This window comes from Oleiphilus sp. HI0079 (assembly GCF_001635105.1).
Window position 1 is genome coordinate 1 of sequence record NZ_LWFT01001174.1, and the last position, 1198, is coordinate 1198.

At 49.3% G+C, this 1198-nt stretch carries 1 protein-coding gene; it reads right to left on the reverse strand.

Going from position 1 to position 1198, the window contains the following annotated elements; translation table 11 throughout:
* A partial coding sequence (locus A3750_RS20930) for a GspE/PulE family protein (RefSeq protein WP_068548748.1) occupies window positions 1-1198 on the reverse strand: 1198 nt, incomplete at both ends.

Sequence of the window (1198 nt, forward strand, 5' to 3'; positions counted from 1 at the left end):
CAACGTACGCACAAGCCTTTGCGCCATCACCCCGAGTAAGGTCGCGCGAATTAAATAAGGTGGAATGCCGAGTTCAAGCAGACGGCTGACGGAGCTCGGCGCGTCGTTAGTGTGCAAGGTGGAGAGCACCAAATGGCCGGTTAATGCAGCCTGCACAGCCATCTCGGCAGTTTCGAGATCTCGAATCTCGCCAACCATGATGATGTCCGGATCTTGTCGCATAAGTGCTTTTAAACCGTCAGCAAAGCCCAGATCAATGTTGTTTTGAACCTGCATTTGATTAAACGCAGGCTCGATCATTTCAATTGGGTCTTCGACAGTACTGACGTTCACTTCTTGCGTTGCAAGCTCACGTAGCGTGGAGTAAAGCGTAGTGGTTTTACCGGAGCCTGTCGGGCCTGTTACCAGCACAATGCCGTAAGGTTGTTTGGTCATTGCTCGCCAACGATTTAGATCTTCATTAGCAAAACCAAGATCGGCAAAGGTGCTTTGCAGTACCTGCGGGTCGAAAATACGCATGACCAGCTTTTCGCCGAAAGCGGTAGGTAGGGTGGATAAGCGTAACTCTATCTCTTTGCTGTCAGCGTTTTTGGTCTTAATGCGACCGTCTTGTGGCTTGCGTTTTTCGGCTACGTTTAAGCGGCCTAAAATCTTCAGCCGACTCGTGACCGCTATCCCGACTTTTGCAGGAAACTCGTAAACAGGATGCAACACGCCGTCAATTCGAAATCGCATATTCACGATTTCTCGACGTGGCTCAAGATGTATATCGCTTGCACGTTGGTCATACGCGTATTGCAGCAACCAGTCCACAATGTTCACGATGTGTTGGTCGTTCGCATCTGGGTTCGTGTTGTTGCCGCCAAGCTCCAACATCTGTTCAAAGTTCTGCGTATAGCCGCTTTGGTCTGAATCAACGCCCGCTTTGTTTACCGATTTGGCGAGTTCATAAAACTCGACGGTGAAGCGTCTGAGGTCAGAAGGGTCTGCAACAACACGGCGGATCTCTTTTTTCAGAACGTGTTTTAGATCGTTTTCCCAATCGTTTGAAAATGGCTGCGCACTGGCAATTACAACTTCGCTCGCAGTGACCTCAACAGCCAAAATTTGGTGGCGCTGGGCGAAAGCGAACGACATGACTTGGGAGGTTTTTAAAGAATCGACTTTGAGCGGATCAATGTTGTAGATATCTTGTCCC